This window comes from Sediminicoccus sp. BL-A-41-H5, assembly GCF_050632405.1.
GTDB lineage: Bacteria > Pseudomonadota > Alphaproteobacteria > Acetobacterales > Acetobacteraceae > Roseococcus.
Window position 1 is genome coordinate 38,696 of the sequence record NZ_CP192601.1, and the last position, 13,868, is coordinate 52,563.

Annotated in this window: 14 protein-coding genes and 1 other RNA gene; 11 read left to right on the forward strand and 4 right to left on the reverse strand. The window is 71.0% G+C overall.

The genetic code is table 11. From position 1 onward, the window contains the following. Nucleotide 1: 1 nt before the first annotated feature. Entirely contained in the window at nucleotides 2-520 is a 519-nt protein-coding gene (locus ACQ860_RS00205) for a DUF5943 domain-containing protein (protein ID WP_431301388.1), read from the forward strand. A 66-nt stretch (nucleotides 521-586) separates the two neighbouring features. Continuing rightward, nucleotides 587-1,642 carry a malate/lactate/ureidoglycolate dehydrogenase gene (locus ACQ860_RS00210; protein ID WP_431301389.1) on the forward strand — a complete coding sequence of 352 codons (1,056 nt, stop codon included), beginning with the start codon at nucleotides 587-589 and terminating at the stop codon, nucleotides 1,640-1,642. 423 nt (nucleotides 1,643-2,065) lie between these two features. On the opposite strand, the gene ssrA is transcribed toward ACQ860_RS00210, so the two are convergent. Continuing rightward, nucleotides 2,066-2,400: a transfer-messenger RNA gene (ssrA, locus tag ACQ860_RS00215) on the reverse strand. A gap of 36 nt (nucleotides 2,401-2,436) precedes the next feature. Between ssrA and thyX the strand changes: the two genes are divergently transcribed. Genes thyX through ACQ860_RS00240 form a run of 5 tightly spaced genes read left to right on the forward strand, consistent with a single transcriptional unit; the run spans nucleotide 2,437 to nucleotide 6,751 of the window. After that, on the forward strand, nucleotides 2,437-3,375 hold the full coding sequence (gene thyX / locus ACQ860_RS00220) for an FAD-dependent thymidylate synthase (protein WP_431301390.1): 939 nt from the start codon (nucleotides 2,437-2,439) through the stop codon (nucleotides 3,373-3,375). Further along, nucleotides 3,372-3,953, forward strand: a complete 582-nt coding sequence (locus tag ACQ860_RS00225; protein ID WP_431301391.1) for an HD domain-containing protein — start codon at nucleotides 3,372-3,374, stop codon at nucleotides 3,951-3,953. Before thyX ends, ACQ860_RS00225 begins: the two co-directional genes overlap by 4 nt. Then, complete coding sequence (locus tag ACQ860_RS00230) at nucleotides 3,950-4,834, forward strand: ribokinase (RefSeq protein WP_431301392.1); 885 nt, start codon at nucleotides 3,950-3,952, stop codon at nucleotides 4,832-4,834. Before ACQ860_RS00225 ends, ACQ860_RS00230 begins: the two co-directional genes overlap by 4 nt. Next, nucleotides 4,835-5,767, forward strand: a complete 933-nt coding sequence (locus ACQ860_RS00235; RefSeq protein ID WP_431301393.1) for a Bug family tripartite tricarboxylate transporter substrate binding protein — start codon at nucleotides 4,835-4,837, stop codon at nucleotides 5,765-5,767. Between the two features lie 24 nt (nucleotides 5,768-5,791). After that, the gene (locus tag ACQ860_RS00240) at nucleotides 5,792-6,751 is read left to right on the forward strand and encodes a Bug family tripartite tricarboxylate transporter substrate binding protein (RefSeq protein WP_431301394.1); all 960 of its coding nucleotides are present in this window, start codon (nucleotides 5,792-5,794) and stop codon (nucleotides 6,749-6,751) included. A 44-nt stretch (nucleotides 6,752-6,795) separates the two neighbouring features. Here ACQ860_RS00240 and ACQ860_RS00245 read toward each other — a convergent pair whose 3' ends face one another. The 3 genes from ACQ860_RS00245 to hflK form a co-directional block, all read right to left on the reverse strand. Continuing rightward, nucleotides 6,796-8,340 carry a DegQ family serine endoprotease gene (locus ACQ860_RS00245; RefSeq protein WP_431301395.1) on the reverse strand — a complete coding sequence of 515 codons (1,545 nt, stop codon included), beginning with the start codon at nucleotides 8,338-8,340 and terminating at the stop codon, nucleotides 6,796-6,798. Between the two features lie 107 nt (nucleotides 8,341-8,447). After that, nucleotides 8,448-9,329, reverse strand: coding sequence for a protease modulator HflC (gene hflC, locus ACQ860_RS00250; RefSeq protein ID WP_431301396.1), 882 nt, complete (start codon nucleotides 9,327-9,329; stop codon nucleotides 8,448-8,450). Next, nucleotides 9,326-10,402 carry an FtsH protease activity modulator HflK gene (gene hflK / locus ACQ860_RS00255; RefSeq protein WP_431301397.1) on the reverse strand — a complete coding sequence of 359 codons (1,077 nt, stop codon included), beginning with the start codon at nucleotides 10,400-10,402 and terminating at the stop codon, nucleotides 9,326-9,328. Before hflK ends, hflC begins: the two co-directional genes overlap by 4 nt. Before the next feature lie 303 nt (nucleotides 10,403-10,705). On the opposite strand from hflK, the gene ACQ860_RS00260 reads away from it, so the two are divergent. Genes ACQ860_RS00260 through ACQ860_RS00275 form a run of 4 tightly spaced genes read left to right on the forward strand, consistent with a single transcriptional unit; the run spans nucleotide 10,706 to nucleotide 13,865 of the window. After that, nucleotides 10,706-11,824 (forward strand): Mrp/NBP35 family ATP-binding protein, encoded by a 1,119-nt coding sequence (locus ACQ860_RS00260; RefSeq protein WP_431301398.1) that lies wholly within the window; start codon nucleotides 10,706-10,708, stop codon nucleotides 11,822-11,824. Next, nucleotides 11,821-12,174 carry an MmcQ/YjbR family DNA-binding protein gene (locus tag ACQ860_RS00265; RefSeq protein WP_431301399.1) on the forward strand — a complete coding sequence of 118 codons (354 nt, stop codon included), beginning with the start codon at nucleotides 11,821-11,823 and terminating at the stop codon, nucleotides 12,172-12,174. The genes ACQ860_RS00260 and ACQ860_RS00265 overlap by 4 nt, the downstream gene beginning before the upstream one ends. A 9-nt stretch (nucleotides 12,175-12,183) precedes the next feature. Beyond that, nucleotides 12,184-13,518, forward strand: coding sequence for a replication-associated recombination protein A (locus ACQ860_RS00270; RefSeq protein WP_431301400.1), 1,335 nt, complete (start codon nucleotides 12,184-12,186; stop codon nucleotides 13,516-13,518). Beyond that, entirely contained in the window at nucleotides 13,515-13,865 is a 351-nt protein-coding gene (locus ACQ860_RS00275; RefSeq protein ID WP_431301401.1) for a fluoride efflux transporter FluC, read from the forward strand. The genes ACQ860_RS00270 and ACQ860_RS00275 overlap by 4 nt, the downstream gene beginning before the upstream one ends. The last annotated feature ends 3 nt before the right edge of the window (nucleotides 13,866-13,868 follow it).

The window sequence follows — 13,868 nt, forward strand, 5'->3', positions numbered from 1 at the left end:
CATGGCCGCGCCTGAAGTGCCGATCGAGGTGGACCCCGCGACGGGCATCTGGACCACCAACGGCCTGCCCATGATGTATCTGCCGCGCCACTTCATGGTGAACATACAGCAGACCATCGAGGCGGCGATGGGTGTCGAGGCCTATCGCGCCATCCTCTACAAATCCTGCCATCTTTCGGCGCTGCAATGGTGCCGGGCGGAGGCGAAGACGCATGGCCTGGGGCCGGAGGAGACCTTCCGGCACTATCTGAAGCGCATGTCGCAGCGCGGGCATGGGCAGGTGGAGATCGCCTCGCTTGATGTCGGGTCCGGGAGGGCCGGGATCGTGGTGCGGAACTCCGCCTATGCGCTGGGCTATGGGGCAGGGGCGGGGCGGCGCGTCTGCTACGTGTTCGAGGGCAGCTTCGCGGGCGGCATGGCCTATGTGCTGGAGGCGTTGGGCCTGCCGGGTGACCCTGCCTGCCGGGAGGTCGCGTGCTACGCAGAGGGTGCCTCGGAGTGCCGCTTCGAGGTCGCCTGAGGCGGGTGGCGGAACCTTCGCGCGCGTGGTTCGATCCGCGCCTCATCCCAGGAGGAACCACGCCGCATGCCCCGCCTCGCCCATGACAAGCTGACCAACCTCGTGGCGGCGATGCTCACCCGCGTCGGCGCCGCGCCCGAGGTGGCGCGCCAGGTGGCGGCGGATCTGGTGGAGGCCAATCTCCAGGGGCATGACAGCCACGGCATGCAGCTCGTGCCGCGCTATGTTGAGAACACGGAGAAGGGGCTGATCACGCCCAATGCGGTGGCCGAGCAGGTGGGGGGTGCCGGTTCGCTCGCCGTCTGGGATGGGCGGATGGGCTATGGCCAATGGACCGGGCGGCAGGTGACGGCGGCCGGCATCGCGGCCGCGCACGAGCATGGCCTGGCCTGCTTCGGGCTGCGCAACACGCATCATCTGGGGCGCATCGGCGCCTATGCGGAGATGGCGGTGGAGGCGGGGATGATCGGCCTGTTCTTCGTGAATGCGGTGAGCGGGCCACCGGTGGTCTCGCCCTTCGGCGGCACGGATGGACGGATGGGGACCAACCCGATCTGCATCGGCATTCCCAAGGCGCCGGCGCCGATCATCCTGGACTTCGCGACGAGTGCCATCGCGGTGGGGAAGGTGAAGGTGGCCTTCAACGCGGGCAAGCCGGTGCCGCATGGCGCGCTGGTGACGCATGAGGGCGAGCCCAGCACGGATGCGGCGGTGATGTATGGGCAAGGGCCGCGCGGGGCGTTGCTCTCCTTCGGCGGGCACAAGGGCTACGGGCTGGCGCTGGTCTGCGAGATTCTGGCGGGTGCGCTGACCGGCGGCGGTACGAATGAGCCGAAGAACCCGAACAACCGCGGCATCGTGAACGGGATGCTGGGTTTCATCCTCGATCCGGCGCGGCTCTCGGAGAATCCGACCTTCGGGCATGAGGTGCAGGCGATCTGCGACCATGTGCAGGCCAGCGCGCCCGGCCGCGTGCTGCTGCCGGGCGACCCGGAGCGACGCGCCAAGGCCGGGCGCATCGGCGAGGGCATTCCGCTGGATGACGTGACCTGGGGCGACCTGTCCGCCTGCGCCACGCGCCTCGGCATTCCGGAAGCCACGATCCGCGCTGCACTCGTGTGAGCCGACCCTGAAAAGCCCCGCCCGCATACCGAGAGTCCGGGCCGAATAGGCCCGGCGCAAAGCTTCAGCTTTGCGAAGCCAAGCGCGCGGAGCGCGCGCCCGGCGCCTGAGGGCACGACAACGACGTATCCGGGGCGAATAGGCCCGGCGCAAAGCTTCAGCTTTGCGAAGCCAAGCGCGCGGAGCGCGCGCCCGGCGCCTGAGGGCACGACAACGACGTATCCGGGGCGAATAGGCCCGGCGCAAAGCTTCAGCTTTGCGAAGCCAAGCGCGCGGAGCGCGCGCCCGGCGCCTGAGGGCACGACAACGACGTATCCGGGGCGAATAGGCCCGGCGCAAAGCTTCAGCTTTGCGAAGCCAAGCGCGCGGAGCGCGCGCCCGGCGCCTGAGGGCACGACAAAGACCACTTTTCGCTTCGCGAAAAGTGGGGGGCTTCTGTTGCCCGGTGCCCCCCGAACCGCGCTTACCTATTAGGCAGCGAGCGCCATGTCCTCGCGGACATTGTCGTTGGCACTTGTGATTTGGTCCGATAACGCCGGTACCATGCCGGGCAAAAGCAGCGTCTTTACCACGCACGTCGAGCCTGTTTCGTCCCCGTGCCACGCTTCCCGACAAGGAAGGTTGGAGTGGTGGAGACGCCGGGCACTGCCCCCGGGTCCGTAACGTTTATGCCACGCTGCGTTTATCGCCATAGTCGGGGGCGGCGAACCGCCTCTGACCTGAGCAACATAGGGTGCCGCGTTGGCGAAAGCCAGGGCCTCGGCTAAGTGATCCGGCATCAGAGGGTTGCGCAGATGGCATTGACGGACGCCCAGCGGGCAGAACTGGAACAGGCGCGCGCAGGGCGGGCCGAGACGCGGCGCGCCACCGTGCCCGCGCTCGAGGCGATGCTCTACCAGGTGATGCCCGTGCTCGACCACGGCTTCATCCGCGTGGTGGACTATATGGGCGATGACGGCGCCGTGGTGCAGTCCGCCCGCGTTTCCTACGGGCGCGGCACCAAGGCTGCCAATGAGGATCGCGGCCTGATCCGCTACCTCATGCGGCACCGCCACTCCACGCCCTTCGAGATGTGCGAGATCAAGTACCATGTGAAGCTGCCCATCTTCGTGGCTCGGCAATGGATCCGGCACCGCACGGCCAATGTGAACGAGTATTCCGCGCGGTATTCGGTGATGGACCGCGAATTCTATATCCCCGAGCCCGCGCAGCTCGCGGCGCAATCCAGCAGCAACCGCCAGGGCCGCGGCGATGTGCTGGAAGGCGAGGAGGCGGCCGAGGTGCTGCGCCTGCTGCGCGACGACGCGACGCGCAACTACGACCACTACGCCTGGATGCTGAACGAGGATGATTCGGGCCAGGTGGTGGATGAGGGGCGCTCCGGCCTCGCGCGCGAATTGGCGCGGATGAACCTGACGCTCAACACCTACACACAGTGGTATTGGAAGACCGACCTGCACAACCTGCTGCACTTCCTCAGCCTGCGCGCCGATTCCCACGCGCAATACGAGATCCGCGTCTATGCCGAGGCCATGCTGGAGACGGTGAAGGCCTGGGTCCCGCTGAGTTATGAGGCTTTCGCCGATTACCGTATGGGCGCGGTCATGATGTCCTCGCAGATGCTTTCCATCATCCGCCGCATGCTGGGCGGCGAGGCGGTGACGCAGGAGACGAGCGGCCTCTCCAAGCGCGAATGGCGCGAGCTGATGGAGGTCCTGGGGCGCGCCGCGTGAGCGGGCGTCAGGCGGCGCTGCTCGATTTCATCGCGCTGGCCGACCGCCTCAAGCATGTGCTGCGCGCGTCGCGCACCGGCGAGCGGCGCGAGAATGCGGGCGAGCATGCGTGGCATGTGGCGCTGATCGCGGTTCTGCTGGCCGATGAGGTGGAGCCGCGGCCCGATATGGCGCGCGTGCTTTCCATGATCGCCATCCATGACGTGATCGAGATCGAGGCCGGCGACACCTTCGCCTTTGACGAGGCCGGGCTGCTGACCCAGGCCGCGCGGGAGCAGGCGGCGGCGGCCCGCATCTTCGGCATGCTGCCCCCGGATCTCGGCCAGCGCCTGCATGCCCTCTGGCAGGAATTCGAGGCGCAGGAGACCCCTGAGGCGCGCTTCGCCATGGGTTGCGACCGGCTGCAGGGCTTCGCGCAGCAGGTGGAATGCGGCGCCCCCGCCTGGGCCAAGGTCGGTCTCACCCGCGCCCGCAGCCTCAAGCGCATGCAACCGGCAATTGACCTGGGCCCTCCCTTCGCCCCCATGATCGAGGCCCTGTACGAGCGCGCCATGCGGGAGGGGCTGCTGCTGCCGTGACGGTCACCATCTTCGGCTCGGCCATCGCCGATCTCGTGTTTCGCCTCGAGCGCCTGCCCCGCCCGGGCGAGACGCTGCTGGGCCAGGCGGGCGCGCCGCTCGCGGGCGGGAAGGGGCTGAACCAGGCCATCGCCGCCGCGCGGGATGGCGCGGATGCGCGCTTCGTGGGCTGCGTCGGCCGGGATGAGCATGGCGACCTGCTGCGCATGGCGCTGATCCAGGCTGGCGTGAACGTGGCCGGCCTGCGTGGGGAGGATGTGCCGAGCGGCCTCGCCTGCGTCTGCGTGGATGCGGCGGGGCAGAACCAGATCGCCGTCTCGCCAGGAGCCAATCTGCTGGCACGGGCGGCGCAGCTGCCGGAACTGCGTGACGACACCATCCTCCTGCTGCAGATGGAGGTGACGCCCGCCGAGAATGTCCGCGCCATCGCCCGCGGGCGGGCGGCGGGGGCCCGTGTGCTGCTGAACCTGGCGCCCGCCGCTGCCATGGACCGCACGGCCCTGGGTGGCGTGGACCTCTTGATCGTGAATGAGAGCGAGGCCGCCTGGCTCGGCCAGCAGCTGGGCCGGGCCGGCGATGCGGCGGCGCTGCATGAGGCGCTGGGCATCGGCGTCGCGGTGACGCAGGGCGGGGCGGGGGCCTCGGTCATGACGGCGGCGGGCGCCTTCGACGTGCCGGCCTTCCCGGTGGAGGTGCGGGACAGCACCGGCGCGGGCGATGCCTGGTGCGGCGTGCTGGCGGCGGCGCTGCATCTGGGCATGCCGCTGGAGCTGGCCGTGCGGCGGGCCAATGCCGCGGGGGCGCTGGCCTGCACGAAGGCTGGGGCGGCGCCCGCCATGCCGGACAGTGCGGCGATCGATGCGCTGATGGGGCTCGACTAGGTGCGGGCTGCCCGCCGCGGCCTGCTGGCGCTGCCGCTGGCCGGGCCTGCCCTCGCGCAGGAGCGGCCGATCCGCCTCGTCATCGCCTTCCCGCCGGGGGGCAGCACGGACATCCTGGGCCGGCTGATCGCGCCGCGCATGGGGGAGATCCTGGGCACGACCGTGACGCCGGAGAACCGCAGCGGCGCCTCGGGCGCGGTGGGGGCGGGGCTGGTGGCGCAGGCGGCACCGGATGGGGCGACGCTCCTGCTGGATTCCGGCGGGCAGGCGGTGAACCCGCATCTCATGCGCGGCCTCGGCTTCGATTACGCCACGGGTTTCGCGCCCGTCACGCTGCTGGCCACGCTGCCGCTGGTGTTGGTGGTGCGGGCGGATCTCGGCGTGGCCACGCTGGCCGCGCTGCTGGCGCGGCTGCGCGCGGAGGGGTGGCCCGTCGCCTATGGCAGTGTCGGCATCGGTGCGCGCACGCACCTGGCCATGGCCGCGCTGCTGCGGCGCGCGGGCCTGACCGGCGAGCACATCCCCTATCGCGGCGGGGCCGACCAGATGGCCGGGCTGCTGCGCGGCGATGTGGCGCTGGGCTTCACCTCCGTGGCGCTGGCGGCCCCCCTGCTGCGCGAGGGGCGGCTGCTGGCGCTGGGCTATTCCCTGCCGGGCCGCGCGCCCAGCATCGCGGAGCAGGGCTTCCCGGGCTTCGCCATCGGCGATTGGCTGGCCCTGCTGGCACCGGCCGGCACGCCGCCCGCCACCATCGCCCGCCTCGCCGCCGCGGTGCGGGAGGCGGTGATGCAGCCCGCGCTAAGTCCACGCCTCGCCGAACTCGGACTGGAGCCAGCGGCTGAGGGGCCGGAGGCTCTGGCGCGCTTCCTGTCCGCCGAGCGTGCCGCCATGGGCGCGCTGATCGCGGCCGAGGGGATTCGGCTCGACGGATAGCGCGGCGCGCGGCATTTAAGGCGCATGAACCGACGCAGCCTCCTCGCTCTCCCGCTCGCCGCCCCGGCGATCGCCCATGCGCAATCATGGGCCCCCACACGCCCCGTGCGCATCGTGGCCGGCTGGCCGGCGGGCGGCTCGGCCGATGCCTCGCTGCGCCTGGTCGCGCCGCATATGCAGACCGCGCTGGGGCAGAGCGTCGTGATCGAGAATCGCGGCGGCGCCTCGGGCTCCATCGGCGCGGGCGTGGTGGCGCAGGCGGCGGCCGATGGCCACACCCTGCTGTTCGACGCGGCGGGGCAGGTGAGCAACCCCTTCCTGATGCGCGGCCTCTCCTTCGACTACCTGACGGCCTTCGCGCCCGTCTGCCTCTTCGCGCTGCTGCCCAATGTGCTGGTGGTGCGGGCCGAGACGCCGGTGCGGACCGTGCCGGAGCTGGTCGCCTATCTGCGGGCCAATCCGGGCCAGCCCTATGCCAGCACCGGCATCGGCCTTGCGTCGCATCTGGCGGCCGTGATGTTCACCCAGCGCGAGCGGCTGGAGGTGACGCATGTGCCCTATCGCGCCAGCCAGCAATCCATCCCCGGCCTGCTGGCGGGCGAGACGCTCTTCACCTTCAACACCACGCCGCTGGTGGTGCCGTTGATCCGCGACAGCCGCCTTCGCGCGCTGGCGGTGGCCACGCCGCGCCGCATCCCGGCGCTGCCCGATACGCCCACCATGCTGGAACTGGGCTATGAGGGGTTTTCGCTGAACGAGTGGTTGGCCCTCTTCGCACCCGCCGCCACGCCCGCCGCCGCCATCGCCCGGCACGCCGAGGCCGCGCAGCAGGGCTTGGCCGATCCGGTGGTCCGCGAGCGCCACGCCAATCTGGGGATGGACATCCAGGCCCTGGGCCCGGCCGATTTCGCCGCTTTCCTTACGGAGCAGCGCGCCCGCATCGGCGCCTTGATCCGCGACAACAATATCCGCCTGGAGAGCTGAGGCAGAACGGGAAAGGGGGGCCGGAGCCCCCCTTCTTTATCGCCTCAGCCCGGCGAGCCGCGCGGCGGTGCCAGTCGCAGTGGCACGAAGCGCTGCCCCTGCTGCTGGCTCTCGATCAGGAAGAGCGCGGTGGCGCGGCCCTGGCGGCGCAGCCGCTCGATCCGCTCCTGCAGCTCCTGCGGCGTGGTCACGCGCTCCTGCTGGACTTCCAGGATCAGGTCGCCCGGGCGGATCTCCCGCTCTGCGCCCGGCGTGTTGGGCAGCACTTCCGTCACCACCACGCCGCGCGCCTCTGGCCGCAGGCGGAAGCGCTCGCGCAGCTCCGCCGTCAGCGCCGTCACGCGCAAACCAAGGCCCGAAAGCTCGATCGGGCGATCCGGGCGGGGCGTCTGCGTGGGCGAGGTGGAGGCGGGCGTGGCCTCGGTGGGCAGCTCGCCCAGCGTCACCGTCACCGTCTCCTCGCGGCCATCGCGCCAGACGACGACGGGCACCTGCGCGCCCACCGCCGTCTCGGCCACGATGCGCGGCAGGGTGCGCATCTCGCGCACCTCCTGGTTGTTGAAGCGCAGCACCACATCGCCATTGCGGATGCCGGCGGCGGCCGCCGGCGCCCCCTCCTGCGCGCGGGCGATCAGCGCGCCGCGCGCGCCGCCGCGCAGGCCGAGGCTCTCGGCGATCTCATCCGTCACCTGCTGGATGTTCACGCCGAGCCAGCCGCGCCGCACCCGGCCTCCCTCGGCCAATTGCCGCGCCACGCCGCGCGCCAGGTTGGAGGGGATGGAGAAGCCGATGCCGATGGAGCCGCCGGTCGGCGAGTAGATGGCGGTGTTGATGCCCACCACCTCGCCCCGCATGTTGAAGAGGGGCCCGCCCGAATTGCCGCGGTTGATGGCGGCGTCGGTCTGGATGAAGTCGTCGAAGGGCCCCTGGCGGATGTCACGCCCGCGGGCCGAGATGATGCCGGCCGTCACCGTGCCGCCCAGGCCGAAGGGGTTGCCGATGGCCACCACCCAGTCGCCCACCAGCGCCGTGTCGGAATCGCCCCACGGGACGAAGGGCAGGGGGGCCGTGTGGCTCACCCGCAGCACCGCGAGGTCGGTGCGCGGATCGGTGCCGAGCAGCGTCGCGCGCAGCGAGGTGTTGTCCTGCAGGATGACGTTGATCTCGTCCGCGCCGTCAATGACGTGGTTGTTGGTGATGACGATGCCGGAGGCATCCACGATGAAGCCCGAGCCGAGCGACTGCGCGCGGCGGGGCGCCGGCCGATTGGGCTGGTTCGGCTGGTTGGGCTGCGCTTCGTTCTGCTGGCCGGGCGGGCGGTTGCGGTTGAAGAAGTCGCGGAAGAATTCCTCGAAGGGCGAGCCCGGCGGCGCCTGCGGCGTCTCCGGCGCATCGGGGCGGCCGGGGCGGGGCGCCACGTTCTGCGAGGTGGAGATGTTCACCACCGCCGGCAGCAGGTTGCGCACCAGCGGCGCGAAGCTCTCCGGCGCCACGAAGGGCGTGGGGGCCGCGGGCGCGGGGGCCGTGGCCTGCTGTGCCGCGGCAGGAAGGGAAAGGGCCAGGAGAAGGGCGGTCGCGACAAGCCGCATCGGGCAAGCACCTCTGAAAAGAGAATGGGCCGGGGCGGCGCGGACCACCCCAGCCCGTCATGTGGAAGCTAAGGCGCGCCTGTCCAGCGCGCCAGCCCCAAGAAGGATCAGCGCGGCGCGCCCGTGCGCGCCGGCATGTCCCGGAAGTAGCGGAAGAAATCGCTCTCCGGGGTCAGCACCATGCGGGATTCGCCCGTCGAGAAGACCTCGCGATAGGCCTGCATGGTGCGCCAGAACTGGAAGAACTCCGGGTCGCGCTGGAAGGCCTCCGCGAAGACGCGGATCGCCTCCTGCTCGCCCGTGCCGCGCAGGATGGCGGCATCGGCCTCGGCGGTCGCCAGGATCACGGTGCGGTCGCGCTCGGCCTGGGCGCGGATGCGGGCCGCGACCTCGGCGCCCTCGGCGCGCGCTTCGCGGGCCACGCGCTCACGCTCGGACTGCATGCGCGAGAGAATGGCCTGGGTGTTCTCGTCCGGCAGGTCGGCGCGGCGGATGCGCACATCCGTCACGTCGATGCCGAAGCGGCGTGCCTCTTCGTTCACCTGGCGGCGGATCTCACCCATGATGCGGCCGCGATCGGCGCTCAGCACCGCGAGCAGCGTCTCGCCCGCCAGCACGCGGCGGAGCGAGGAGGTGACGATGGAGTTCAGCCGGCCGCGGATGCCGGCCTCGGTCGCGCCCACGGTCTGGAAGAACAGCAGCGGGTCGGTGATCGAGTAGCGGGTGAAGCTGTCCACGATCAGGCGGCGCTGGTCGCCCAGGATGACCTCTTCGCCCGGCGCCTCGAAATCGAGCAGGCGGCGGTCGAAGACGATCACGGTCTGGATGAAGGGCACCTTCATGTTCAGGCCGGGGGTCTGGATCACGCGGATCGGTTGGCCGAACTGCGTGATCAGCACCTGCTGCGTCTGCTGCACGGTGAAGAAGCTGGACGCCGCGACGAAAAGGGCGGCGACGGCGACGCCGGCCGCGATGGCGAGCTTGTTCATCGGCCGGTCCCCCCGCGCTGCTGCTGCTGGATCACCGGCGCGACGGCGGCCGGCGGCATGGCCGGGCGCGCTGGCGGCTGGGCCGCCGGCGCGGTGCCGCGCTGGTCGAGCGGCAGGAAGGGCACCAGGCCCTGCAGGCGGTCATCCACCAGGATCATGCCGTTGCGCTTGAAGATCTCTTCCATGGTTTCCAGATACATGCGGCGCACCGTCACATCCTGCGCCTGGTTGTAGGCGCCGAGCACGGCGTTGAAGCGGCCGGCCTCGCCTCGGGCGCGGGCGATCTGGCTGTCGCGGAAGCCCTGGGCCTCCTGCACCATGCGCTCCGCCTCGCCACGGGCGCGGGGGATGATGTCGTTGCGGAAGCTCTCCGCCTCGTTGCGCACGCGCTCGCGGTCGGCATTGGCGCGCTGGACGTCGCGGAAGGATTCGATGACGGCCGTCGGCGGATCCGACTTCTGCATCTGCACCTGCGTGATTTCCACGCCGGCCCGATACTGGTCCATGATGGCCTGGGTGCCGCGCCGCACATCCTGCTCGATCTGCGCGCGCGCCTCGGTCAGCGCGGGCTGGATGGGCGTCTTGCCGATCACCTCGCGCATCACGGATTCGGCGGCGGACTTCACCGTCTCCTCCGGGTTGCGAGTGTTGAAGAGGAAGTCGGCCGCATCCCGGATGCGCCAGAACACCGCGAAGTCGATGTCGATGATGTTCTCGTCGCCCGTCAGCATGAGCGATTCGGCCAGCACGTCGCGCGCCGAGATCACGCGGCCGCCGGGCGCCGTGTCGGGCGCGCCCCGGAAGCCGATATCCACGCGGTTGATGCGCGTGACACGCGGCGTGGACACCGTCTCGACCGGCCAGGGAATGCGGTAGTTCAGGCCGGGCGGCGCGGTGCGCTCGAAGGCGCCGAAGCGCATGACGACGCCAAGCTCATCCGGCTGGACGCGATAGAAACCGGAGGTACCCCAGACGCCGACCAGAACAAGAGCCGCCAGGCCGATCGCCTTCCCGCCGCCCGCGCCACCACGCGGCAGCAGCCGCCGAACGGTATTCTGCGCGTTGCGGATCATCTCCTCGATGTCCGGCCCCTGGCCGCGATTGCCGCCGCCGGGCGGGCCCGAAGGCGGTCCACCCCAGGGTCCGCCGCCATTTCCCCCACCACCGGGAGGACGCGGATTGCCCCAGGGGCTCGGTCCACCATTGTTCCAAGACATCGTTACCGGACACTCCGCTCTGGCCGCCAGGGTCACCCCCGCACGGTCATTTCTGAATTCTCTTCCATATATAGGCTCGAACGCCCCTCCGGGAGGGGTGCGCTCTCGCCCTCGCATGTGCATATGTGCCGCCCCGCCGGTCAAGGAAAGGTAGAAATCATGTCGGACACGCTCATCGCGGCCATCAGGGCCGCTCTCTCCCGGGTGACGGACCCCGCGACGGGCGTGGATGTGGTCAGTTCCGGCATGGTCGAAGGCATTTCCGCGCGGGATGGCTTGGTGCAGTTCACCCTCGCCGTGCCGCGCGAGCGGGCGCGCGCCATGGAGCCGGTGCGCCAGGCCTGCGAGAAGGCGGCCGCCGCCGTGCCGGGGGTGATCTCCGCCACCGTCGTGCTGACCGCGCATCGCGAGGCGCCGGAAGCGCCGGGCGCGCGCTCCACCCGGCCCGCGCCGGGGCCCACGCCGCCCGGCCAGGGCCAGATGCTCCTGCCCGAGGTGAAGCGCATCATCGCCATCGCCTCGGGCAAGGGCGGTGTCGGCAAGTCCACCACCGCGGTGAACCTGGCGGTGGCGCTCGCCGCCCAGGGGCTGCGCGTGGGCCTGCTCGATGCGGACATCTATGGCCCTTCGCTGCCGCAGATGCTGGGCACGCAGGAGAAGCCGCGCGCCGTCGGCCAGCGCATCATCCCGCTGCAGCGCTGGGGTTTGAAGGCCATGTCCATCGGCTTCCTGGTGGAGCAGGAGACGGCGATGGTCTGGCGCGGCCCCATGGTGATGGGCGCGCTGGAGCAGATGATGGGCCAGGTGGAGTGGGGCGAACTGGACGTGATGCTGGTGGACATGCCGCCGGGCACGGGCGATGCGCAGCTCACCATGTCCCAGCGGGTGCCCCTGGCGGGCGCGGTCATCGTCTCCACGCCGCAGGATGTGGCCCTGATCGATGCGCGGCGCGGCATCAAGATGTTCGAGAAGGTGAATGTGCCCGTGCTCGGGCTGATCGAGAACATGTCCTATTTCTGCTGCCCTGAATGCGGCCACCGCACCGAGATCTTCGGCCATGGCGGCGCAAGGGCCGAGGCGGAGCGGCTGGGGGCCGAGTTCCTGGGCGAATTGCCGCTCAAGCTCGCCATCCGCGAGATGGCCGATGCGGGCACGCCCATCGTGCTCGCCGCCCCCGACACGCATGAGGCCGCGACCTATCGGGCGATCGCCGCGCGGATCTGGGAGAAGGTGTCGGCGCCGGCCGCGGCCGCCGGCCCGCGCATCGTGATGGAATGAGCGCGGGCCTCGCCCAGCTGCGGCGCATCTGCCTCGCCCTTCCCGAGGCGGAGGAGCGCGAGACCTGGGAGACGCCGACCTTCCGCGTGCGGGGGAAGATCTTCTGCATGGCGATGCCGGACCCGCTCGCCATCTGGGTGAAGGCGCCGCGCGGCAGCCAGGAACTGCTGATCGAGGCCGCACCCGCGCGCTTCTTCCGCCCGCCCTATCTGGGCCACAAGGGCTGGGTGGGCGTGAACCTCTCCGGCCGGCCGGATTGGGCGGAGGTGGAGGCGCTGGTGCGGCGCAGCTACAGCCTGATCGCGCCGCGCGCCCTCGCGGCCCGTGTCGCCACCGCCGAACCGGGCTAGGCTCGGTGCATGGCCCCCCGCCGCGAACCCACCGACGACCTCTTTGGCCCGCCCGAGGCGCCCCCGCCCGTGGCGCCCGGCGCCCCCGCCGAGGGCGCGCCGCTCGCCGAGCGGCTGCGCCCGCGCACGCTCTCCGAGGTGGTGGGGCAGGACCAGCTGCTGGGCCCGCAGGGCAGCATCACGCGGATGCTGGCGCGCGGCAGCCTGGCCTCCATGATCCTCTGGGGGCCGCCGGGCGTGGGGAAGACCACCATCGCGCGGCTGCTGGCGGAAGCCGCGGAACTGCACTTCGCCTCGCTCTCGGCGGTGTTCTCGGGCGTGGCGGACCTCAAGCGCGCCTTCGACGAGGCGCGGCAGCGGCGGCGGATGGGGCGGCGGACCCTCCTGTTCGTGGATGAGATCCATCGCTTCAACCGTGCGCAGCAGGATGGATTCCTGCCGGTGGTGGAGGACGGCACGGTGGTGCTGATCGGCGCCACGACGGAGAATCCGAGCTTCGCGCTGAACGGCGCGCTGCTCTCACGCTGCCAGGTGATGGTGCTGAAGCGGCTGGAGGCGGCGGGCCTCACGGCGCTGCTGGCCCGTGCGGAGGCGGAGGCCGGGCGCACGCTGCCGCTCGATCCCGCGGCGCGCGAGGTGCTGCTCGCCATGGCGGATGGCGATGGGCGCTATCTGCTGAATCTGGCCGAGCAGCTGCTGGCGCTGCCGGACCCCGCGCCGCTGGACCCGGCGGGCCTTTCGCAGCTGCTGGCCAAGCGCGCCGCGCTCTACGACAAGGATCGCGAGGAGCACTACAACCTCATCTCGGCGCTGCATAAGTCGCTGCGCGGGAGCGACCCGGATGCGGGGCTCTACTGGTTCTCGCGGATGATCCTGGGCGGCGAGGATGCACGCTACATCGCCCGTCGCCTCACCCGCTTCGCCGCCGAGGATGTGGGCCTGGCCGACCCCAGCGCGCTGCCGGCCGCCATCGCCGCCTGGGAGACCTATGAGCGGCTGGGCTCGCCGGAGGGCGAACTGGCCTTGGCGCAACTGGTCGTGCATCTCGCCACCGCGCCCAAATCCAACGCCGTCTATGTCGCGTGGAAGGCGGCGCAGGCGACGGCGCGCGAGACGGGCAGCCTCGCACCCCCCGCGCATATCCTGAACGCGCCGACGAAGATGATGCGCGAACTCGGCTACGGCGCGGGCTACGCCTACGACCACGACACGGAGGAGGGCTTCTCCGGCCAGAACTATTTTCCGGACGGCATGGCGCGCCCGCGTTTCTACGAGCCGGCCGGGCGCGGCGAAGAGGCGGAGATCGCGCGGCGCCTCGCGCATTGGGCGAAGCAGCGCCGATGAGTTTTCTTCTCGTGGCGGCGGGCGGCGCGCTGGGCTCCATGGGGCGCTACGGCATCTCGCTGCTGGCCATGGCCTGGCTGGGTTCGGCCTTTCCCTGGGGCACGCTCGCCGTGAACGTGCTGGGTAGCGGCGCCATCGGCGTGCTGGCGGGGATGGGGCTCAGCGGCGGCGCGCGGCTCTTCTGGATCACCGGCGTGCTCGGTGGCTTCACCACCTTTTCGGCCTTCAGCCTGGAGGCGGCGCTGCTTTGGGAGCGCGCGGCCTGGCAGGGGGTGCTCTATGTGGCGGCGAGCCTGGGCCTCGGTCTCGCCGCCTTCGCGCTGGGCTGGGTGCTGGCCCGGGCGTGAGTG

Coding starts and splice junctions, on each gene's coding strand:
- ACQ860_RS00205 (WP_431301388.1), top strand. CDS start 2: ATGGCCGCGCCTGAAGTGCCGATCGAGGTGGACCCCGCGACGGGCATC.
- ACQ860_RS00210 (WP_431301389.1), top strand. CDS start 587: ATGCCCCGCCTCGCCCATGACAAGCTGACCAACCTCGTGGCGGCGATG.
- thyX (WP_431301390.1), top strand. CDS start 2,437: ATGGCATTGACGGACGCCCAGCGGGCAGAACTGGAACAGGCGCGCGCA.
- ACQ860_RS00240 (WP_431301394.1), top strand. CDS start 5,792: ATGAACCGACGCAGCCTCCTCGCTCTCCCGCTCGCCGCCCCGGCGATC.
- ACQ860_RS00245 (WP_431301395.1), bottom strand. CDS start 8,340: ATGCGGCTTGTCGCGACCGCCCTTCTCCTGGCCCTTTCCCTTCCTGCC.
- hflC (WP_431301396.1), bottom strand. CDS start 9,329: ATGAACAAGCTCGCCATCGCGGCCGGCGTCGCCGTCGCCGCCCTTTTC.
- hflK (WP_431301397.1), bottom strand. CDS start 10,402: ATGATCCGCAACGCGCAGAATACCGTTCGGCGGCTGCTGCCGCGTGGT.
- ACQ860_RS00260 (WP_431301398.1), top strand. CDS start 10,706: ATGTCGGACACGCTCATCGCGGCCATCAGGGCCGCTCTCTCCCGGGTG.
- ACQ860_RS00265 (WP_431301399.1), top strand. CDS start 11,821: ATGAGCGCGGGCCTCGCCCAGCTGCGGCGCATCTGCCTCGCCCTTCCC.
- ACQ860_RS00270 (WP_431301400.1), top strand. CDS start 12,184: ATGGCCCCCCGCCGCGAACCCACCGACGACCTCTTTGGCCCGCCCGAG.
- ACQ860_RS00275 (WP_431301401.1), top strand. CDS start 13,515: ATGAGTTTTCTTCTCGTGGCGGCGGGCGGCGCGCTGGGCTCCATGGGG.